Source organism: uncultured Senegalimassilia sp. (assembly GCF_902464545.1).
Taxonomy (GTDB): domain Bacteria; phylum Actinomycetota; class Coriobacteriia; order Coriobacteriales; family Eggerthellaceae; genus Senegalimassilia.
This window is the reverse complement of sequence record NZ_CABQJR010000023.1, coordinates 1-16179: the sequence shown is the minus strand read 5'-3', so window position 1 is coordinate 16179 and position 16179 is coordinate 1. Positions and strand designations below refer to the sequence as shown.

General features: G+C 62.9%; 14 protein-coding genes. 7 read left to right on the top strand and 7 right to left on the bottom strand.

Annotation, left to right across the window (positions count from 1 at the left end; genetic code table 11):
• Positions 1-259: 259 nt before the first annotated feature.
• The 3 genes from RDW26_RS07175 to RDW26_RS07165 form a co-directional block, all read right to left on the bottom strand.
• Positions 260-1012, bottom strand: a complete 753-nt coding sequence (locus RDW26_RS07175) for a cytochrome c3 family protein (protein WP_307983061.1) — start codon at positions 1010-1012, stop codon at positions 260-262.
• Positions 1013-1021: 9 nt separating this feature from the next.
• Positions 1022-2806, bottom strand: a complete 1785-nt coding sequence (locus RDW26_RS07170) for an FAD-binding protein (protein WP_307983060.1) — start codon at positions 2804-2806, stop codon at positions 1022-1024.
• 711 nt (positions 2807-3517) lie between these two features.
• Complete coding sequence (locus tag RDW26_RS07165; protein ID WP_307983059.1) at positions 3518-3997, bottom strand: TetR family transcriptional regulator; 480 nt, start codon at positions 3995-3997, stop codon at positions 3518-3520.
• A 145-nt stretch (positions 3998-4142) separates the two neighbouring features.
• On the opposite strand from RDW26_RS07165, the gene RDW26_RS07160 reads away from it, so the two are divergent.
• Positions 4143-4895 (top strand): TrmO family methyltransferase, encoded by a 753-nt coding sequence (locus tag RDW26_RS07160; protein ID WP_307983058.1) that lies wholly within the window; start codon positions 4143-4145, stop codon positions 4893-4895.
• A 156-nt stretch (positions 4896-5051) separates the two neighbouring features.
• Here RDW26_RS07160 and RDW26_RS07155 read toward each other — a convergent pair whose 3' ends face one another.
• The gene (locus RDW26_RS07155) at positions 5052-6788 is read right to left on the bottom strand and encodes an FAD-dependent oxidoreductase (RefSeq protein WP_307983057.1); all 1737 of its coding nucleotides are present in this window, start codon (positions 6786-6788) and stop codon (positions 5052-5054) included.
• A gap of 308 nt (positions 6789-7096) precedes the next feature.
• Here RDW26_RS07155 and RDW26_RS07150 point away from each other — a divergent pair, with 308 nt between their 5' ends.
• Both RDW26_RS07150 and RDW26_RS07145 read left to right on the top strand, forming a co-directional pair.
• Positions 7097-8977, top strand: coding sequence for a helix-turn-helix transcriptional regulator (locus RDW26_RS07150; RefSeq protein ID WP_307983056.1), 1881 nt, complete (start codon positions 7097-7099; stop codon positions 8975-8977).
• Positions 8978-9321: 344 nt separating this feature from the next.
• On the top strand, positions 9322-10023 hold the full coding sequence (locus RDW26_RS07145) for a cytochrome c3 family protein (protein WP_307983055.1): 702 nt from the start codon (positions 9322-9324) through the stop codon (positions 10021-10023).
• Positions 10024-10292: 269 nt separating this feature from the next.
• On the opposite strand, the gene RDW26_RS07140 is transcribed toward RDW26_RS07145, so the two are convergent.
• Together RDW26_RS07140 and RDW26_RS07135 are read right to left on the bottom strand one after the other, a co-directional pair.
• On the bottom strand, positions 10293-10529 hold the full coding sequence (locus tag RDW26_RS07140; protein ID WP_307983054.1) for a hypothetical protein: 237 nt from the start codon (positions 10527-10529) through the stop codon (positions 10293-10295).
• A gap of 40 nt (positions 10530-10569) precedes the next feature.
• Positions 10570-11289 (bottom strand): nitroreductase family protein, encoded by a 720-nt coding sequence (locus tag RDW26_RS07135; RefSeq protein WP_307983053.1) that lies wholly within the window; start codon positions 11287-11289, stop codon positions 10570-10572.
• Positions 11290-11698: 409 nt separating this feature from the next.
• Here RDW26_RS07135 and RDW26_RS07130 point away from each other — a divergent pair, with 409 nt between their 5' ends.
• From RDW26_RS07130 to RDW26_RS07120, 3 genes are all read left to right on the top strand, one after another.
• On the top strand, positions 11699-12253 hold the full coding sequence (locus RDW26_RS07130; RefSeq protein ID WP_307983052.1) for a type IV toxin-antitoxin system AbiEi family antitoxin domain-containing protein: 555 nt from the start codon (positions 11699-11701) through the stop codon (positions 12251-12253).
• Positions 12254-12323: 70 nt separating this feature from the next.
• The gene (locus RDW26_RS07125; protein ID WP_307983051.1) at positions 12324-12614 is read left to right on the top strand and encodes a hypothetical protein; all 291 of its coding nucleotides are present in this window, start codon (positions 12324-12326) and stop codon (positions 12612-12614) included.
• Between the two features lie 168 nt (positions 12615-12782).
• Positions 12783-13055, top strand: a complete 273-nt coding sequence (locus RDW26_RS07120) for a hypothetical protein (protein WP_307983050.1) — start codon at positions 12783-12785, stop codon at positions 13053-13055.
• 343 nt (positions 13056-13398) lie between these two features.
• Here RDW26_RS07120 and RDW26_RS07115 read toward each other — a convergent pair whose 3' ends face one another.
• On the bottom strand, positions 13399-14277 hold the full coding sequence (locus tag RDW26_RS07115) for a MaoC/PaaZ C-terminal domain-containing protein (protein ID WP_276668507.1): 879 nt from the start codon (positions 14275-14277) through the stop codon (positions 13399-13401).
• Between the two features lie 1269 nt (positions 14278-15546).
• Here RDW26_RS07115 and RDW26_RS07110 point away from each other — a divergent pair.
• Positions 15547-16143 carry an ATP-dependent Clp protease proteolytic subunit gene (locus tag RDW26_RS07110; RefSeq protein WP_307983049.1) on the top strand — a complete coding sequence of 199 codons (597 nt, stop codon included), beginning with the start codon at positions 15547-15549 and terminating at the stop codon, positions 16141-16143.
• The last annotated feature ends 36 nt before the right edge of the window (positions 16144-16179 follow it).

The following is a 16179-nucleotide window of genomic DNA, read 5'->3' as shown; positions in this document are numbered from 1 at the left end:
CCGCTACCGCACGCCGTTTACCGGAGAAATCGCAACGCTCACGGTAACGATTAGGTGGCAAAGATGAACGCGCGTGAACAGGGGACGGAGGTGTGTTCACGGCGATGCGCCGCGCTCCCAAAGGGCTAGCGTGAACACACCTCCGTCCCCTGTTCACGCCCCCCTGTTCACCTGGCAGCAAAAAAGCCCCTGCTGGGATTCCCGGCAGGGGCTTGCAAGCGGGGTGGACTCGCAGCACGCTCGCGGGCGTGCTCCTTTCCTACTCGACCGCCGTGGGCTCGAGGGCCTCGGCTTCCTTGTAGCTAATCCAGCCATCGGGGATGGTGGCGTCGCTGTGGCACTTGCTGCAGTACACGGTGGACGCGCGGTGCGCCTTGTGGCACTCGCTGCAGGCGACCTCGCCGTGCTCCTGCACGTGCGGGTTGCGCTTCATGTAGCTGGTCTTCTCCACCAGGTCGTCGCGCGTCATGGCGGAGCCGTCGTCGTTGACGTGGCAACCCGAGTTCAGGCAGAACGCCTCGCTGGCGATGCCGCGCGCCGCGGTCAGGTCGGACAGCGACTTCTCCTCGGGCACGAAGCGCTCATCAGCGGTCTGCACGACGCTGTAGCTGCCGGTCAGCCAGCCCAAACCCTCGGTGACCTGCTCGGACATCTGCGGCACGTGGCAGCCCACGCACGTGATGCCCTCCTGAGCGTGCACCGGCGCCAGCATGCTGGACGCGTCGGCGACCTGGTTGCCCCACTTGTCCGTGGCGGCCTCGCCCGGCGTGGACTCGTAGGTGGTCAAGTAGCCGTCCATGGGCGTGTGGCAGATCGCGTTGCAGAAGCTGGGCTGCTCATGCCACACCATGAAACCCGCCCCGGCCGCTACCAGCACCACGGCCACGGTGGCCGTAACCGCCGTCACCTTGCGGCAGCTGCGCTTGCGCGACGGGGTCGCGCCCGCTCCGGCGCAGCCAGCAACCTTCTCATCTGCGGAAACGATTTCCGCAACCTTGTTCTCGTCGGTCATGGCAGCCTCCTACTTGCCCGCCGCGGCGTTCTCGCCGGCGATCTTGCCGAACACCATGCACATGCCGGCGGACAGGCCCTTGAGCGAGATGGGGTACTGCACGTTGAAGCGGCCGCCCTGCGGGGCGCCGGCCACGTACAGGCCAGAGATTACCTCGCGCTCGGTGTTGTACACGTGGCAGTCGCTGTCGGACTCCAGGCCGCCCAGATTCGCCAGCGTGAGCGCCACGCCGCACTCGGCGGCGTAAAACGGCCCGTTCTCCAGGGCGAACAGACGCTGGCTGCTCTTGCCGAAATCGTCGTCGGAGCCGGCCTTCGCCAGCTGGTTGTAGCGCTCGATGGACTCCTTCGCCACCTGGGCGTTCATGCCGTCGATCTTCGCCAGCAGCTCATCGAGGGTGTCGGCCTTCAGGCAGCGGCCCTCGGCGACGGCGGCCTCGATATCGGCCGGGCAGCGCACGTTGATCCTCAGGCCCGCCGGCGTCCAGTCGGGCATCGCCTCGTCCTTGTAGATGCAGGCGATGCCGTGAGCGGCCGGGAAGTACTTGAGCTGCTCGGGCCAGGAGCTGTCGAAGAACTGGTAGGCCGTGCGCTGCGGCTGCAGCTCCACCTGGTTCTCGAGCTGCTGACCAGGCACATCCTCGTTCATGAAGCGCTTGCCGCGCAGGTTGAGCCACAGAAAGCCGTTGTTGCCGATGACGCCGCGGCCGTCGGAGCCGGCACCGCCGCCCATGTGGTGAATCATCGGCGCATGCCACTGCTCCACCGCCGCACCGGCCCACACGCCCATCTTGTGGCCGTCGCCGACGTTGGTGTAATTGCCCTGCGCGTCCAGGTCCAGCGACAGGATCTGGTTGCCGTTCTCGACGCACGCGGGGGCGAAGTACTTCATCATGTCCTCGTTGGCCAGGTAGTCGCCCGTGGCCAGGATGACGCTTTTCGCGTTAATCTTCAGGTACTTGCCCGCGCTGGTGTCCTGCGCGTAGATGCCCGCGATGCTGCCGTCATCGGCCGTGATGAGCTTCACGCCCTTCGTGTTGTAGCGAACCTCGGCGCCGGCCTCCTGGGCGCGCTTGAGGTTGTCGGCCATGGCCGTGGCCAGGCTGGAGAAGCCCACGGACGTGGGGTAGCACGGCATGTCCTCTTTCGTGTAGTCGTACGTCTCCAGCATGGGATAGAAGTACGGGAACAGATAGTGGGCGCGGTTGGCCTCGGGGACCTCCTCATAGCTTTCGGACGCGATGTACATGTCCGGGCACCCCTTGACGAACCAGTCGAACGCCTTGCCCGACTCGTCGCAATAACGGCTGATGATGCCGAAGTTGGAGTGGTGGCTGCCCTCCTCCATGTGCATGTTGATCACCATGTGCTTGTCCAGGAAGCCGTCGCCGCGCTCCCACTTGGCCATGGTCTCGCCGCCCAGGATGGCCATGTCGCTGGCCACGCTGTTGAGCTGGGCGGACGCTTCGATAGCGATGACTTTCGCGCCGGCTTCGGCGGCCGCGCGCGTTGCGGGGACGCCCGCGCAGCCAAGGCCTACGACCACAACGTCTGCGTCAAGCGTCTCGGCCACGTCGCTGTCGGAGATGGACGGCGCCTCACCGAGCCACGGCATGGTGCCCGTGCCGTCGAAGCCCATCGTCTGGCCGCTGCCCGAGCCGGCTGCGCCTGCGGCGCCGCCCGCTACGCCGACCACCTTCGGAGCGCAGCCCGTCAGGCCCGCGCCGGCAAGCGCCGCGCTGATGGCGGCGGCGCCGGTCAGAAAGCTACGACGGCTGATTCCGGATTTGTCCATGTTGTTCCTTCCTCTTGCTTGCGCCCGCCTGCTGCTTTGCCGCGTCGCCGACGCGATTCAGCGCGGCGGTTCGCAGCCCCCTTCGGAGCAGGCAGGCAACGTGCGCCCCGGCGAAAGCGCTAAACCTCGCGGGCGCCTCGAGCAAACGCCCTATGCGCGCTCGACCCTACGAGGAGGATTATAGGGAGCGTGAATTGTGGGAGGAATGGACCCAAACAGTGTTTTGTAAAGGGTGTACTTTACGTTTTACGCGATTCGTCAACTTGTTCACCACGTGATTTCGTGCTGAGGGCGTGTTCACGCCCCCGTCTACCACGACCCCGTTACTTCTGGGCGGTTTTGCAGGCCGCGAAATCATAAGCGCATCATTGGGATTTTCCTGACCAGGGGTTTTCTTGCGGCTTATTTGACGAACGCGAAAATGACGCGCGATAACCGCCCAGAAGTGAGATTTCAAGGCGAAAACAAGGGCCAAAACCTGCAAAACAGCCCAGAAGTCGAACTGTAGCGGCAACTACGCCCTAGGAACTCCCGACACAACGCATGCAAATGGGCTGTGCGCGTGAACAGGGGACGGAGGTGTGTTCACGGCGATGCGCCGCGCTCCCAAAAGACTAGCGTGAACACACCTCCGTCCCCTGTTCACGCCCCTAGCAGCCAGCTACTCGAAAAACCCTGCGGCCCCTACGGGGATGCACTGGCGGATGAGGCCTACCAGCTCGACGTCGTTGAATCCATACCTTGGTCGAACCAATGGCGCGTACAGCCTGCGCAGCCTTTCGAGAAGAAGTCCAGGCAAAACCCCGTTTCCCCCTCATCGAGCACGCCGTGCACGCGCACGCGGGCGCCGAACGCGTCGCGCAGCGCGTGGTGCATCACGCGATACAGGCTGTTCACGTCCTGGGAGGTGAAGGCGTTGCGCAAAAACGTCTTGCGCTCATGGCACAGCTGGAGGAACTCGATGTAGCACTCGTCGAAGGGCGCAAGCGTCCCCATCCGCTCGAAAGGGGCGGCGAACATGTCGCGGAAACAGTACTCCATCAGGTGATACTTGTCGGAGAAGTGGTGATAGAAGGTCTGCTTGCTCACGCCGGCCGCGGCGGCGATCTCGGCGACGCGCACCTGGTCGAGCGGCTTGCATTCCATCAGGCCCGTGAGCGCATCCGCCAACAGCCGCTTCGAATCCGCCATGAAAGCCTCCTTCGCCGAGCACGGCGTCAGACGCCGCATTTGATACTTTCATAGTAGTAAATGCCAGCGGATTCCAACGCAAATGCCGCAGAACCTTCGGCGAGCGGCGCGGCTGGGCGCAGCGCGCCGCGATACAATAGCGCGCATGAAACCTATCGCTCACATACATACCGATTTGCCGCAGAAGTTCGGCATCCCCCGCAACAGCTTCCTTGCCCCGCATCTGCAGGGGCGCATCGTGTTCGAGCCGGAATACGCGCTGAACAGCGCCGTTGCCGGAATCGACAGCTTCTCGCACCTGTGGCTGCTCTGGCGTTTCGAGAACGGCGAACCCGGCGGAGGCGCCGCCGACGTCGCCGGCACGCGAGCTGCCGCCGCGGCGGCAGCGAGCAGGCACGCACCCGCCGCCTCCCCCAAGCCCGCGCGCTGGTCGCCTACCGTGCGGCCGCCGCGGCTGGGCGGTGCCGAGCGCGTAGGCGTGTTCGCCACACGCAGCCCGTTCCGCCCGAACCCCATCGGGCTGACGTGCGTGAAACTCGACCGCGTGGAGCTCACGGACGCCGGCCCCATCATCCACGTGCTGGGCGCGGACCTGCGCGACGGCACGCCCATCTACGACATCAAGCCCTACATCCCCTTCGCCGACTGCCACCCCGACGCTTGCGGCGGGTGGATCGAGGACGCGCCCTGGCACGAGCTTGACGTGGACTTTCCCGAACAGCTGCAGGCCGAAGTGCCCGCCGGCAAGCTGCCTGGCCTGACGGAGGTGCTGCGCCAGGACCCTCGGCGCGCCGGCAGCAAGCACGAGCCGACTCGCGTCTACCACCTGGCCTACGCGGGCCTGGACGTCGCCTTCACCGTGGACGGCGACGTCCTGCACGTGGTGTGCGTGAGCTAACGGCAGCGGGCGCGGCGCCCGCTGCTCCGGTCGCCGTCGGCACCCACAGCGCCGATGCCGACGCCCCTCAAGGAGGGCGCCCGGAACCCGCGTCACCGGCCTCCGGGGCCTCGCCGACGCACGCTGCCGCCAGCGCCCCGCCGTAACAAGCGGCCTTTACGCGATGTCGCCGGCCGCATGGCGGGCGGCATAGCGGCCGAACGTGACCTGACGGCCCAGGCAGTTGCCCACCAGGTACACCGGGTAGTTGCCGGCATAGTAGCTGCCGGAGCAGGTGCCCACGGCGTACAGGCCCTTGATCGGCTTGCGGCTCTTATCGACGACCTGGCAATGCTTGTTGATACGCAGGCCGTCGATGGTGGTCAGCAGCGAACCGCCATACCACGCGCCATAGAATGGCGCCTGGCGAATAGCGGACAGGCGATAAGCCTCCTTGCCGAACTGCGTATCGGCGCCCGCATCGTACATGGCGTTGTAGTTCTCGACGGTCTTCAGGAACTGCTCCTTGGCATCGCCTTCGAAGCCGAGCTTGCCCGCAAGCTCCTCAAGCGTGTCGGCCTTCATCATCAGGCCGCCGTCCAGCTGCTTTTTGTACGCCTCGTCGACGGTCTTGTCCTTCAGGGCGCTCTTCCACGTGTTCGCCGAGCAGCCCTGGGTCTTGAAGATCTGCACGTCAGCGGGAGCGTTCACGTCGAACACCTGACACCACACGCCGCCGGGATGCGAAGCGGCGGCGAAGGGGATGGCGTCGTAGTTCGCGGACTCGTTGGCGATGCGCTCGCCGTTGCGGTCCACCTTCAGGAACGGCTGGGAGCCAAGGTTGAACTGGCCGTTGGTCGCCCAATTGCCAGACTCGTCCATGCCGGCGTCCTGACCGGGCTTGACGATGCCACGGTCGAACACCATGGTTGCGCCCACACCGTCCATATCAGCGCCCGCCCAAAGCGCCGCCTTGATGCCGGCGCCGGTGTTGTTCGTGTTGTAGTTCAGCGACGTGATGCAGCGCACGGCCTCGGGGTCGCGAGCCTGCAGCATGTCGGCGTTCGCAGCATAGCCGCCGCAAGCCAGGATAACGCCCTTCTTCGCGTTGACCTGCTTGTACCCGTTCTCCACCTTGAAGATGGCGCCCGTCACGGCACCGTCGCCGTCCTGCACCAGCTTCACCAGGTCGTGGCTGTACAACACCTGACCGCCGTCGTCCTCGATGACCTTCGTCATGGCCTTGACATGCTCGGTCTGGCCGCGCTCGTTCACGAAGCCAGGGTTGGACACGTGATGGCACTCGGGCGGGATGAAGTAGGAAGTGCCGCCGGCGTTATCGTTCTCGGTGTCTACGACGACCTTGGACTCCTGGCCGAAATGCTTCGTGTACGTGTCGGCGATCCACTCGACGGTGGCACCGGAGTTCTCGATCCACGTGCGCAGGACGGACTGGTCGTTTTTGAAGGACGCGTAACGCGCATGCTCGTTGATCCAACGGCTCTCGTCGAAGTCGAGGTCCTGCTCCTTCTGCCAGCGCGAATGGATGGCGCCGATGTCGTAATGAGTGGCGGCGGACTCAGCGCCCTTCTCCACGATCACGAAGTTCGCGCCCAGCTCGGCCAGCGTGGCACCGGCCATGATGCCGGACATGCCCGCGCCGACGACCAGCACGTCGGTTTCGACGGTTTCATTGATGTCACCGGAGGCGATTTCCGGGGCGGTGCCCAGCCAATCGACGCCGGAAGCGCCGGCGGAGGCGTTGCCGTTCTTGATGGCGGCCACATCGGCAGCGCGCTCAGCAGCGTTCTTCGGCGCGGCGCAACCGGTCAAGCCCAATGCGGCCAGGGCGCCCATGCCGGCGGCACCGGTCAGGAAGCTGCGGCGGCTGAGCCCACGAGTCTGTTCGTTCATGCTATTCCCTCCATTGTGTATGCGTATGGTTCTCGCTCGACGGGTTCGAATCGGATCGGGCTTTTAGCAATACGCTGAGCCGCAGCATACGAAGAAGGCGCGGAAGCGTCACCACCCCACATGGGGCATCCTTCGAGAGGATGAAGCTTGCGAAGGGGAGCGAAATGAGAAAGAGGGGTTTTGCGCCCTGTTTGCCACCCCAATAGGGTGAAACTTTACGTTTGCCCAGATGAGAGAAGGGTTGCTTCGGTTTCACCGATAGCGTGAAGCGAGTATAATGCACGAAACCGTAAGCAGGAAGGAGCCCCATGCGCATCGCATCCACCAAAGATGATATCTCGTCCATCTTCACGCCGGGCATGCTTGCGTGCGCATTCGCATACGCCGCTATAAAGCTGGTGGGCTCGATGACCAACGGGTACCTTTACCCCTTGGTCGCCTCTGCCGACGGATGGATCAGGGAGATATCCACGCTTGTGACCACGGCAACCTTCCTAGCGGTAACCGCAATCGCGTACCGAAAACCCCGGATCGTCCGCGCACCCGTGCTCGTAGCGCTGGCTTGCGCGTTCACGTTTGCCGCCATGGCGTGCGTGGCCGCAGGGCTGAGCGCCCACAGCATCACGCTGCTTTCGCTTGGCATCTTCTGTCGATCCGCCGGAAGGGCCCTGACCCTATGTTTGTTCGCATTATGCCTGTTCCAGCTTGAATCCGGTAAGCAGGTCAGCTTCGCCATAGCATTGGGTTTGTTCATCTTCAGCGTGCTTGACCTGCTCAGGGGCGCCGTTGGCACGCCGCTGAACGCCATCCTGCTGCTTGGGGCCGTGCAAATCATCGTGGCGGCTTGGGCTGCGAAACCCGCAAGCCGTGTGCTCGACATCACCAGCGCCGGCGATTCGGTCGACGACCTGAAGCTGACCGACCCCGCCGCGTTCCTCCCGCTATTCCATGGCGTCTTCGTTTGCATCCTGCTGTTCTCGGCAGCTTCGGGATTCGCCTTGACGTTCAACGAAGTCGCCAGCGCCCCGCCGACGCTGCTGGCGAACACGCCGCTTTTGGCTCTTTTGCTTCTTTTCCTGCTGCTAAGCTGGGGAAATAAGCGCGAAGACGTGCTGTTCACTCTTTCGGTGCTTATCGTCATGGCAGGTTTTTTGACAACACCGTTGTCGTTTAACGGAACATTCGCGAACACATCGGGCACGCTGCTGCGTTTCGGGGAGCAGTGCTTCGACGTGCTTGCCTGGACCGTCATCGCGGCCATCGGACGCCGCAACGTGTACGGCTACCTGGTTTCCGCGGGCGCGATGCAGATGATGAGCAGCATCGGCACGCTGATCGGGGCCGTTTCCGGCCATATCACCAATGATTTCGTGCACACCGATTTCTTCGTGGCAACCGGATTCGCCTTAAGCATGGTGTTCGCGTTCTTCGCGTTTCTGTGGTGCGGCTTCCGCTCCTTCAGCTTCACCGATGCCATTGAGTCGGTCACAGCGGTCAGCCATCCCAGCTCCGGAGAGCAAGGCGAACCTGCTGGAGGGTCCCTGGTCAGCCGCGGAAAGACGCCGGCTGCGGGTGTCGAAGGCGGCTTCGAGCACGCCGGGGATGCCGTGCGCGCGGCGACGGGCGACGGGGAGATGCCGGCCGATGCGACGACGGACGATGTAGCGGCATTTGCCGCTACAATGACAGCGGGCAGCAAGGCAGAGCGGGCGGACCGGCACGAGCCCGGACGATCGGCCTGCAAGGAATCCCCTGTTCAGGGGCATGGCCACGGAGCATATGCCGAATCTGGTGCAGCTATGGGCGGAGCCGCCGGGACAACGCCGAACGCTTCCGGGGAAGCGTCTGCCGCGTGCGGCCAGGGCGAGAAGCGCACGGCTACCGCGGACGGTGACACGGCAGGCAAGGGCATCGAGAACGAATCCGCCCGCGAAGCCCTCGCCGCAGCGCCTGCCTCCAACCAGCTTGACGAGAACTGCGCGCGCCTAAGCGACGAGTTCGGCCTGACCGCACGCGAGCGCGAGGTGTTCGGCTTGCTCGCCCACGGGCGCAACGGCCGCTACATCATGGACCACCTGATCATCAGCCGCAACACGGCGAAGAGCCATATCAAGCACATCTACTCTAAACTGGGGGTCCATTCGCACCAAGAGCTCATCGACCTGGCCACAACCGGGGAAAGCCGGTAGCATCGCGGCCCTCCCCGAGTCGGGCAGTCGCTAAGAGCCGTTGCTTCAACCGCGCCCCTCTCGACCTTGACGGGAAAACGTGAAACCGGCCAGACGCTTCGCGACCGATCCCCCGGCGATGATATCGCCACAGCGATTAGCGAACCATCTTGCTCGCCCACATCACCGCAAGCCTTCTCAACTCCACTCTCATCAGGCATTATGCAAATCTTTCATAACTTTCCCCCATCGGGGGTGATGCCCTTAGGCTCCCGATTGCCTATAGTTTCGGTCATTCGAATCGGATAGGGGCTTCACGCAACGCTTGCACGAAACGGATTCACTATCAAGGAGGAGGTCAGCGAATGAGCGAAGAGCGCATAGATCCCGCGCCCAAGCAGAAGCTGCCCAAGAATAAGAAGCTCACCATCGTCGGCGTTGTGGTTGTGGTCATCGTGGTGGCGGGCATGGGTTTTTGGACCTGGCATAACAGCCCCAGCTTCTGCAGCGTGTTTTGCCACACGCCCATGAACAACTACGTGGAAACGTACGATCAGCAGGCCGGCGCCCCGGGCACCGACAAATGGGGCAACGAGGTCTCCAACAGCAGCGCCATGCTGGTCGTGTCCCACAAGGAAGCGGGCCAGAACTGCCTTTCATGCCACGAGCCCATCATCAGCCAGCAGATCGGCGAAGTGCAGGCGACCCTTACGGGCGACTACTATTACCCGCTTGAAGAGGCGAACCTGGAAGTGCTCATGCAGAACTCCGGCAACGATGCCGGCACGGGCGAGCAGTTCTGCCTGAAGAGCGGCTGCCACGTGAACAGCGATGGCCAGGCGCTGACGAAGGCCGACCTGACCGAGATGACCAGCGACATGGTGCGCAACCCGCATTCCTGGCATCACGACAAGTACACGTGCAGCGACTGCCATAAGTCGCATCGCGCATCGGTGCTCATCTGCACCGATTGCCACGCGGATGCCGAGTCCGAGGTGCCCGACGGCTGGGTCGACGCCAAAACCGGCAAGCAGATCGAAGAGGACTCCGTCAACTACATGGGCTAACAGCCTCGATCGACCTCGACAGCCAGCCTTAACGACAAAACGAAAGAGCTTCTGTACGGGAGCTCTTTCGTTTTGTCGGCGTGCCCGCGCGGGCGTGATCTGCCCCATGCAAGATATCCTTCCCGCACAAGGCGTCTTTGCGAACCGGTACGCGGTCGCAATCGCGGCCCTTGGCCCATTGCCGGCGCGGCGCTCCCGACAACGCGAAGAAGGCGATGCGGAACGATTCGCATCGCCTTCTTGCTGAGAACTTGTTACGCGCTTGCGCGTCAAAGGTCGCAGCGCCTTAACGCCAACGCGCCCGCTTGACCCGCGCGCAAACTACTAGTCAACCCAGAATCGCCCCAGGTCGATTCGAGATCTTCCGCCTTCTCGCAGAGTTCGTAGCCGTCCATGTCCTCGATGTCCGCAACATCGAGCAACGCCGCAGGAAACCCAGAAGACGCCGCCGTGCCGCAATAGTCCTCCAGGTAATCGCGCAGCTCGTCCGTATCGATTTTCGCCATGCTCGTCTCCCCCGATCTCACAAGCGTCACGCGCGGAGGGCTACGCCCAATCGAATTCGTTGCCGGCACCTAACTCGAAGTGGTACTTTACGATGCCGATGTCCGCGCCGCTGAACGCGCCGCCGTTTTCGCTAATGGAAACCTTGTTGCCTGCGCCGGCGATTCGGAAGCACTGCTTGTTGAGCGCCGTCGGGGCTAGAAGCGCCGCCTGCACGCCATCCGCAAACCACTGCGGCTCTGGACCCTCGTACGAACTGACCTCGGGCGCCGTCTTGCTCTTGTGCGCAACGCCCGGCGTAGCGCCGAAACCCACGGCAACGATGCCGATGACCTTCTTCCCCGACACAGCCCGCTCGACGTTTTTGCGACTGAACGTGCCGCCGATCCACCACGTGTTCAACCCGAGCGTCTGCGCAAAAAGCATCAAGTCGGCGCTTGCGTAGCCGAGGTCCTCGTCAAGCCCGGGCCTGTCGCTGCCGGCCAGCATACAATAGTTGCGCACGCCTTTGGCGAAGAACAGCTTGAGCGCACCGGGCAGCGCCGACTTGTCGCCCACCTTCAGCGAGATCGCCAACCCAAGGCGCTCGTTATTTGCGCGAACGCGGTCGTCAAGCTGCGAGATTAGCTCAGGCGAAAGCGGCTCGGACGTGAACTTCCGCACGGTGTGACGCTGCCGCATAGCCTGTTTCATGTCCATAGCGACGTCCGTGGCGGTATCCGCAGCATCCATGGCGTTGCCCGCAGCGATGTCCGTACCCATAGCGAAATCCTTTCGCGCGCGCTTCCATCAAGCGATATAGAGAACGCGCTCATTGTACAACCGAGTTAACCCCGCGGAAAAAAAGGAAGAGCGGGAACGTTTTCAGCGTTTCGTGCCACAGATTGCGAGTTTTCCGAATTTGCCGGCGACAGGGAGGGCGTTTGCTGGTCGATTTCGCTTGCGGGATGTAACGAGCGATGCGTATGTCGCGCCAAGCGCAAGCCACCGCACGCCGTGCCGCGTTCGCCATTCGGAAAACTCGCAATCTGAGACATATTCGCGACAATAGTTTCCCCGGCACCCGCGCCGCGGTCATAGGCGCTCAGGCGGGAAGGCGCGCCTTGAAGACGACCCCCTCTTCGACAGTCAATTGTTGTCAAATGTATTATGTTTTCGTTATACTCCTGCCATGACGAAATACGAAGACATATTCGACATCGCGGCCGACAACCACGGCCTAATCACCTCCGCCCAGGCTCGCGAAGCGGGCATCACCAACAACGAGCTCGTGCAATACGCCAAGCGCGGGCGCGTGACGAAGGTCGGCCACGGCCTCTACCAGCTCACGCAGTGGGTCCCCGAGCAAAACGACGCGTATGCCTGGGCGGTCATGTCCGTCGGGCCGAGCGCCGTGCTCTACGGCGAATCCGTCATCGCCATGCTCGGCCTGGCCCCCACGAATCCCACCCGCACGTTCGTGGCAACCCCCCGCCGCTGCCGCCGCGCGCTGCCGGAGAACCTCAAGGTGGAATGGGTGGACGGAATCGAACCGGGCGCGACGTACGATGGCATCCCGTGCCAAAGCGCATACGACGCCATCATCGCTTGCAAAGGCAAGATGCTGCCGGAGCGCCTTCTGGCAGCAGCCGAAACCGCCAGAAAGCAAGGCTTCGTAAGCAAGCAAGAATTTCGTTCATTGAAGAAGGAACTGGAGGGCGCAGATGTCAGCAAAACGGCCGAATAGCAGGAGAAACCTCGACGTCGCGCTCGAAAGACTCGTCGGGAAGCCGAATCTCATCGCTAAGCGAGCAATCATGGCGAACACGATCGTCGCCCAAATGCTGCCGGACGGCTCCGTCAAGGGAGGTAGCGCCATCAAGATGCGCCTGGGCGATGGGGCTACGCGCTTCACGACCGACCTCGACATCGCGCGGGCCTCGGCCATAGACGACTTTTCCGAACAGCTCGCCGGCTCTTTGGCAACCGGATGGGAGGGCTTCACGGGCGCGTTGGTCGAGGAGAGGCAGGCGCATCCCAAAGGCGTTCCCCCGCAATATGTGATGCAGCCTTTCTCGGTGAAGCTATCATACAACGGCAAACCGTGAGTAACCATCGACCTAGAAGTAGGCCACAACGAAATCGGCGACGCAGACAAACCCGACTTCGTTTCGCCCGAAGACGCCAACGCTATCCTCAAAGGCCTGGGGTTTCCGCCGCTCGGCCCGATTCCCATCATGGCGCTGCGCCACCAAATCGCCCAGAAGGTACACGCCGTGAGCGCGCCCAGCAGCATGCGGGCTCACGACCTCATCGACTTGCAGCTGCTCGACAAGGCTTACGAAGGCGATTACTCCGACGTGCGTCAAACCTGCATGAGGCTGTTCGCCTACCGCAAGATGCAAGCATGGCCTCCCACTATTGCGGGAGGCCAGGAATGGGCAACCATCTATGCCGACCAGTTGCCAGACGGAAACCTGATTCCCGAAGTCGACGACGCTATCGCGTGGGCGAATTCGCTCATTAACAGGATCGATGCCGCCCGATAGCCCAACATTTGCATTAGAAAACAAGAGCACACGGGCACGCTGGCGCCAGACACGGCAAAACACCCCGGCGCTGCCGGTAAAACGCCAGGCAAAAACACGTGTGGCAGGGACGCATCCCTGCCACACGTTGCAAATCATATTTCGTTCGCAGCCGAAACCCGGTCTCAGCCATCCTCGACCCACGGACGATCTTCCCAAGCCGTAACCGAGCTCAAGTCGCTACCGTTTCAAGCGCAACCCGCGTTCAAACGAAGCCAATGCCCGGGCGAGCCGCTTCGTCATCAGCTTACGCGGCATCGATCGGCCGCTCAGCCGTCAGCCGCCCGGCTGCGGCGCAAAACCGCTAGGCGCGAGCGGGGTCCCACTCGACGATGCCGTGGTTCAGGAACGGCTTGGAGTCGGGCGCATCGGCGTTGACCATGCGGAACTTCGCCTCGCCCTCAGCGGTCTTCCACACGATGGTGCGCAGGCGCACGCCCGGCAGCACCGGGGAGGTGAAGCGGCACTTGAAGCGCGTCATAGCCTCGGGATGGCCCGGGAACAGCAGGGAGATGACGTGACGCATGGCCACGCCGGCGCTGCTGACGCCGTGCGCGATCGGGCGCTCAAGGCCGGTCTGCTCGGTGTAGGACCAGTCGATGTGCTGCTGATGCCAGTCGCCCATCAGGCGATACACCAGCGGCCAGTTGTAGCCGTAGGTTTCCTCGTACGTGAAATCGGGCTCGCGGTCGGGGTACTCCACGGAGTCCCTCGGCGGCTGCTCGCCGCCCCAACCGCCATCGTAGATGCAGCAGTCGTAGGTGTCGACCGTGCACAGATGGGTACCGTCGGCGGAATACGACTTGCCGACCTGCTTGGACAGCGAGCCGCGACCCTCGCCGCGGTCCCAGATGGCCTCCTGGGTCACGAACGTCTCGATGTGGTCGTTCATCTTGAACGGCGCATGGAAATGCACGTCGATGCCGTAGTGCAGCGAGCCGGAGTAGTCGAAGCCGTAGTCGAGGGTGGTGGTCATCTCCTCGTTGACGGTCAGCGGCACGGCGAAAATGGGCAGAACCTTCAGGTCCGGGTTCTTGGCGTCGCCTTCGTTGACGTACTCCAGGTCCACGCGGCCGTCCCAGCCGGCGCCACAACCAAGCGCGCAAATCTCAAGGTCTTTGAAGGTGTAATCGCGCACGAACGGGCCAAAGGTCTTCCCGACGATCTCGGTGGAAATAGCCATGACATTCTCCTTTGGAAAGAGAACTGCGAAAACGCAGCAAGTGATATTGGATTTCCCCACGTTTGAGCGACGCGGCGCAGTTCAGATCAAGCTGAGCAGCGCAAGATTCCCCCGAATCGTTGCGCAGACCGAGAAAGGGGTATCGCAAACCCCTGTGAACGAGATGATCAACCCCAGCCCGGATTCGAAAAGACGCAGCTACAGCCCTTACGGGCGGCTCCAATGCAGCTTCGCCTGTTCATGATCGGCAAGGTTGCAGCCCCGAAGGGCGGCTCCAATACAACCTTGGCGTTCAACTGGGCGGGTGATCGTTCGGTCGAATATGCGTCCCATCCCCGCGTCCAACGACGCATCACATGGGATTTGTGACGAGAACCGACCGGTACCGCAGCAGCGGGACCGCTTCAGTTCTCAGGTGCCAGCGTACCCCATTCCGCTCAACGATTGCAGTCTTGTATTGCCCCCGCTTTCGGAGTACGGGGAAGGAGGCGAATGAGAGACGGCGCGCCGGGAGCGGCGGGGACGATGGCAATCGCGGCGGACCGGCCGAAGCGCCCACGGTGCCACGGGAAGCCCGCCAGCTCCGCATGATCAGGCAAGATCGCTTTACCGAACAAAAACACAGAGAAGGAGACCCTGGCAAGGTACACCCTTCCATTGTGCACACCGGCGCCCGGAAATCAGCCTCAACCGCAACCGCTCGATGCCCAATGCCAGCACCCCACGACTTCTGGACGGTTTTGCAGAAAATGGGCTCTGATTTTGACATGAGTCTGGGCTTCTGGGCGGTTTGCTGCAGGCGCGGCTCGCTACAGACATCGTCGACTTGGGGAAACGCCGACGCCCCGCGTCCTTCCAAGCCAAAACCACCTGCAAAACCGCCCAGAAGTCGCATGGCGAGGGCGCAAGGTACAAGCAACGAGCGCGGGCACCGAGCGCAAACGGTGGGCGCGGGCGGCAAGCCAGGCTTAGGTCGCGCGGCAATCGCCGGGCACGGTCCCCAAGCCTCGGAACTTTTCCATTTCCCCACTTGCGTGTTGCTTTGACGCATGCTACTGTCATAAGCACCCGAGGGTCGCGAGACCCGCCTCCTGGCAGATAGGCCTTGCGCCTATAGGAGTTGCCGATGCAGCTGCCGTGCATCGGATTTTCCCATACAACCTTATAAGCGGCGCCCTGCGCGTGGTAGCTCATGCTAGCTTGCTGCCGATTTGCGCTTTCCCTGTTGCGTCCTAGGTTGTCACGTCTCACCCTCGGAAGGAGCTCGTCATGAGCGAATATGCATTCGTCTATCAACCTCAGATCATCCGCGAAACCGCAGAAGGCCTCAATCGCCTCGACATCCGCGACGAGATGCTCGACCAACGCGAACTCGAGCTTATGACCTCAGTGGGTGCTGAATCCTGCGCCGTCGTCATCCGCGGCCTGCTTCATCTTCAGCGTCAAGATCCCACGGCGCCCATCACGCTTTATATCAACAGCCCGGGCGGCGAAGTCCAGTCCGGCCTGGCGCTTTACGACGTCATGCAAGCCGTGAGCTGCCCCATCCGCACCGTTTGCCTTGGCATGGCGGCAAGCATGGGAGCGCTGCTGTTCATCGCCGGCGATGAGCGCGAAATCTTGCCGCACAGCCGGGTCATGATCCACGACCCGCTCATCGGCGCCGGCGCCGGCGGCAGCGCGCTTTCCGTGAAAGCCCGGGCCGACGACCTCATGCGCATCCGCGACATCACGGCCGGCGTCATCGCGCGGCACAGCGGCATGTCGATCGAGCGCGTCTTCGAGCTTACGGCATCCGACACCTATTTCGAAGCAGAGGAAGCCGTCGAAGCGGGCCTCGCAGACCGCGTTATCACCAGGCTTTGACGGGGTGTCGGCCGCGAGCGCGGCATCCCCTTCCCC

What these genes read in the sequence shown, in the direction of transcription:
- RDW26_RS07130 (WP_307983052.1), top strand. Translation starts at nt 11,699, where the DNA reads ATGACGAAATACGAAGACATATTCGACATCGCGGCCGACAACCACGGC.
- RDW26_RS07175 (WP_307983061.1), bottom strand. Translation starts at nt 1,012, where the DNA reads ATGACCGACGAGAACAAGGTTGCGGAAATCGTTTCCGCAGATGAGAAG.
- RDW26_RS07165 (WP_307983059.1), bottom strand. Translation starts at nt 3,997, where the DNA reads ATGGCGGATTCGAAGCGGCTGTTGGCGGATGCGCTCACGGGCCTGATG.
- RDW26_RS07150 (WP_307983056.1), top strand. Translation starts at nt 7,097, where the DNA reads ATGCGCATCGCATCCACCAAAGATGATATCTCGTCCATCTTCACGCCG.
- RDW26_RS07135 (WP_307983053.1), bottom strand. Translation starts at nt 11,289, where the DNA reads ATGGGTACGGACATCGCTGCGGGCAACGCCATGGATGCTGCGGATACC.
- RDW26_RS07170 (WP_307983060.1), bottom strand. Translation starts at nt 2,806, where the DNA reads ATGGACAAATCCGGAATCAGCCGTCGTAGCTTTCTGACCGGCGCCGCC.
- RDW26_RS07160 (WP_307983058.1), top strand. Translation starts at nt 4,143, where the DNA reads ATGAAACCTATCGCTCACATACATACCGATTTGCCGCAGAAGTTCGGC.
- RDW26_RS07140 (WP_307983054.1), bottom strand. Translation starts at nt 10,529, where the DNA reads ATGGCGAAAATCGATACGGACGAGCTGCGCGATTACCTGGAGGACTAT.
- RDW26_RS07155 (WP_307983057.1), bottom strand. Translation starts at nt 6,788, where the DNA reads ATGAACGAACAGACTCGTGGGCTCAGCCGCCGCAGCTTCCTGACCGGT.
- RDW26_RS07145 (WP_307983055.1), top strand. Translation starts at nt 9,322, where the DNA reads ATGAGCGAAGAGCGCATAGATCCCGCGCCCAAGCAGAAGCTGCCCAAG.
- RDW26_RS07125 (WP_307983051.1), top strand. Translation starts at nt 12,324, where the DNA reads ATGGCGAACACGATCGTCGCCCAAATGCTGCCGGACGGCTCCGTCAAG.
- RDW26_RS07110 (WP_307983049.1), top strand. Translation starts at nt 15,547, where the DNA reads ATGAGCGAATATGCATTCGTCTATCAACCTCAGATCATCCGCGAAACC.
- RDW26_RS07115 (WP_276668507.1), bottom strand. Translation starts at nt 14,277, where the DNA reads ATGGCTATTTCCACCGAGATCGTCGGGAAGACCTTTGGCCCGTTCGTG.